Source organism: uncultured Cyclobacterium sp. (genome assembly GCF_963976465.1).
GTDB lineage: Bacteria > Bacteroidota > Bacteroidia > Cytophagales > Cyclobacteriaceae > Cyclobacterium.
The window spans coordinates 1-4177 of record NZ_CAXBOC010000482.1; the positions used below are offsets into that span (position 1 = coordinate 1).

At 40.3% G+C, this 4177-nt stretch carries 2 protein-coding genes and 1 other RNA gene; 1 reads left to right on the plus strand and 2 read right to left on the minus strand.

Annotated elements, in window-relative coordinates:
• Both AAC037_RS20695 and AAC037_RS20700 read right to left on the minus strand, forming a co-directional pair.
• Nucleotides 1-719: serine hydrolase (locus AAC037_RS20695; protein WP_339905289.1), on the minus strand; the 719-nt coding region annotated here is incomplete at its 3' end.
• 13 nt (nucleotides 720-732) lie between these two features.
• Nucleotides 733-2151 carry a DASS family sodium-coupled anion symporter gene (locus AAC037_RS20700; protein WP_339905290.1) on the minus strand — a complete coding sequence of 473 codons (1419 nt, stop codon included), beginning with the start codon at nucleotides 2149-2151 and terminating at the stop codon, nucleotides 733-735.
• A 730-nt stretch (nucleotides 2152-2881) separates the two neighbouring features.
• Between AAC037_RS20700 and ssrA the strand changes: the two genes are divergently transcribed.
• Nucleotides 2882-3286, plus strand: a transfer-messenger RNA (tmRNA) gene (ssrA, locus tag AAC037_RS20705).
• Nucleotides 3287-4177: the final 891 nt, after the last annotated feature.

Here is a 4177-nt window from a genome sequence, read left to right on the forward strand (position 1 = left end):
GTTTTATGCGCTATTTTGACTTCTTTTGGCAGGTATTTAGGGATTAAATCATTGAAATGCTGGTCCGAAAGGATTTGCATCATATTTTGAGAGCCTACCACCTTGCGCCTGGCAATGGCTTCCATGACAAGCATCATGTCAAGGGCCGTAGTGGTATTGCTTAGGCCTGCATCATAGGCTTTGAGATCCTCTACACCTCTAAGGATCTGAATGTCTTCAGCCCCTAATTCACGCATCAATTGTGTAACATTTGCCGCTCCCACCTTCTCTATCAGAATATTGGTGGCCAAATTGCTACTTCGAACAATCATCTCATACATCAACTCATATAGGCTTGCCTTCTCACCTATTCGCTGATACAAGGCCTCTTGACTATCTACACCCAAGTCCATTTTGTAAAGGCTTCCATCAAGTATACTTTTAAATGAATTTCGAATCATGACTGAATCCTGCAAAGAAAACTTTCCTGCTGCTTCCTGCTCCAATAGTGCTATCATAACCGGGGTTTTCATGGTGCTCGCTGCATGGAATGATTCTTTCTCATTGAGAAACAATTCATTTTCATCACCATCCAATGACCTGAAAGCAAGGGCAAAATCCCCTTCTGTTTCATTTATTAGCATTTTTATTTCTTCCTCTAGCTGAGTCAGTTTTTTTTCTTCGTTACCATAATTACATGATAATAGAAGGACTAAGGGGATTAGCAAGTGAATTTTCATAGGAATAGGTCAGTTAAAGTAAAACAAGAACCCAGGCCATTACCGCTAAAAAAGCCAATATTGGTCCAAGGAAAATAAAGAACAGGCCACCGGTACGAAAGTCTTTCTGTTCCACCAAGCCTGTAGCAAAAGCAATGGCATTTGCGGGGGTGGACACAGGAAGCAATAATGAACAAGAGCAACTTATCGCAACCATCACAGGGCCGGCAATTCCGTATATCCCCGGCAAGGCCAAACTAAGAGGAACCAAAATTGAGGCTGCTGCAGTATTGCTCATTACGTTGGAAAGTAACACTGCTACTAAACAAAAGACAATGGCGATAAAAAGCCTAGGTAAGGGCAAGGCGTTAATTTTCACCATGACAATTTCGGCCAGCCCCACTTCTACCAGCGCAATGCCAAGGGCGAGTCCTCCGGCTACTAACATCAGGGTATCCCAAGGCAGGCTTCGTACATGTTCAGAATGGATGACTTGGGTCATGGTGAGCAATACTATGGGGATGGCAGAGGTGGCAGCAACAGGTATGCCATGCAATGGCTCTGTTAACCACATCAAAACAGTAAACGATAAAGTGAATATAACGGCATTCTTTTCAAAAGGCCTGACCTTACCTTTGCCTTTGGGAAGGAGTGATAGGTCAAGTGTTACCGATGAAAAGTCTCTGGTTTTACATAGGAATTTCCAAAAAAGCCAAACCAATATCAGTCCGGTAGGAAAGCCTACCACCATCCAATCAATAAAAGTGATATTTACCCCTTTCTCTTGTAAAGCGCCTACTGCAATAGCATTGGGCGTACTTCCAATGATCGTCCCGATCCCTCCTACAGAAGCTGCAGCCGGTATGGCCGTCAATAAAGCTTTACCATAGGGAGAGTCTTTTCCAATTATCCGCACCAGAGGTAAAATCGAAGAGATCATCATGGCTGTGGTTGCTGTATTGGACATGATCATACTGGCAATGGCCGTGGTCATCATCAAGCCAAGGAGCAAACCTTCAGGCTTATGACCGAATTTTTTGACCGTGAATTGAAAAAGCTGTCGATCAAGCTCTACCAAACTCATGGCTTTTGCTAAAAAAAAGCCACCGAGTAAAAGCCAAATTACATTGCTTGTCCAGGTACTCACATAGAGTTCCGGGGGCATGGTTTTATCAAAAAAGAAATCTGTGCTAAACCCAAGTAAGAGGGTGGCAATAATAAAGATTCCCACAGCAAAAGGAGGTAAGGCTTCAGAAATCCATAAGCCTATGGCCAAAATACTGATAAAAAACACAAAATTGACGGGTGCATCGTATCCTATCTTGCTAAAAAAATAGCTAATTAAAAGTGCTATCAGAAAATTTCCTACAAAGGTAGAAGTACTAAAAATCCAATTTAACTTAAGCTTCCTGTATAGATTTCTGGCACCACTTCTAGAATCAGCTTCAAACATGAACAAATAGAAATTTAAGAAAAAACAAGGTTAGGTTCCTTTGTGAGTAGGTGATCGAGATCTCCTACTGGATCCGAGGCAACCACGAAGCAATTTAAACCGAAATATGGAATACATTAATGATTAGGCACAAAATATCAGGACAAATCTTACAAATCGGGATAGTCCCTTTTTATAAAGGGCAGTAATACCAGTAAATATTGGAATAATAGTGCAATGAAACTTTTTATAGTGCTTTAAGACAGCTATACCGCCAAGGCATACTATCATTGAAGTATTCCAATATTAAAAAAAGCGCTATAAACTACCCATTGAAATAATACATTTTAAGAAAAAAGGCAAGAAAAAATCCAAACAGCAAAGGGGCTGCGTATATGCCATCAAATATTCAATAAAACAGGAGTGATAGAAAAATTAACAGCTTTAATACACTTCTGATAAAATCATTTTTTCATCTTTTTTATTTCAAAGGCCATGGTTACGACTCCATGGCCTTTTTTATATAATTTGGTTAAGGAGGAAATTGGATGGTGGGTTGGAATTATTGTTTTAAACTTGCCGGTTCAAGCACCATCCACCTCCAACCACAACTTAGTTGAAGATTACCTGTCCATTATGGGCTAGGTTTTAAAGCTAAACATAGCATGACTGGTTGCGGGATAATCGTTGAATTAAAAATTTTTAGGTTTTGGAACCAAATTTGTGTTAGTTTTGTCAACTTAATTCAAATGGGGCTGACCGGTTTTGACAGTAGGAGTGAAGATTGGGCTCGCATGCAGGCTGGAGTATGTACGGCCTTGAAAGATTCATACAAATCCTAATTGGCGAAGATAATTACGCCATGGCTGCCTAATCTTACCCTTAGGGGAATAGATAATGCTTAAAGGGTTGAGCTTCGATAGATGCTCCCCGGCCACATCCCGCCATCCGTTGCGCTGTCCGGATGGATTTGGGGTGTCGACTTGACAGTGCTGCTCTCTGTGATGCTGCTAAGCAGGGCTAAGATCAGCAGATAAGCCGAAAGTAGGTGTGTCAACCAGCGGCTTTCGGTCGACAATTCAATAGTTGACTAAGCATGTAGACGGTACGGTGTTTCCCTATCTGGACGCGGGTTCGACTCCCGCCAGCTCCACAAAAGAAGCCCTGATTACTTTAAAAAGTAGTCAGGGCTTTTATTTTTTGTTCTGGGGCGGATTATGGGGCGGAATGTTTCAGTCTTTAACGGTCCGGCTAAGGTTTATTTTTTCCATAATTTCAACGATCAAAAAAAATGCAAAAAAAGAATTCAAGATGAGCAATTACCTGTTTCTATTCAATACTCTAAAATAACCAATTTTTTCACGGTTTCCATTTCTTCAGGCTTACTCGCCGCAATAAGAAGTGTTAGAGATGATCCTATCAAGATTATAATGATCAATGTTCCTGGTGACCTTTTCGTTGCCTTCCAATTGAACTATCCGAAAATTCCGGATAGTTGGTTCTTGATCCAGTTTTGTCTTTAGTCATTATCAGTTGCCTTTCTCTTCTCGTCCTTTAAAAATCCGAGTTGCGAGGATTTTTCATTTCCCCACCAAATTCCAAAACCAGCTGGCCGGGTTTAAAATTGGTGGGGCAAATTCGTTTTTGGCACAATAAAACCGATAGGATTTTGTAGGACAAAGACACAACTTGCAAAGATCCGGCACAGCCAAATAGTGGTGTGACCAAGAGGTTGTTTTGGCACTGGACGAATTATTCAGGACTATTTTATCAATAATCAAATTTACTTATTTTAGGACATGACTATTTTTATTATTTCAATATGGAGTTAAAAACCTATAAGAATGGTCAAATATTCCTATGTGTCTCGTTCGCTTTGTCTGAAAAGTTATGTATAGAGGTATAGGTATATTATTTTTAATATTTATGCATAAAGATAATTATAGGTATATGTAAATATTTGAAAACTATCCGGGCAGGTGGAAAGCCTAGCTCCTACTATCATTTTTCCGTGATGCTAAAATATTCCTCTCAGCGGAATTCCTTG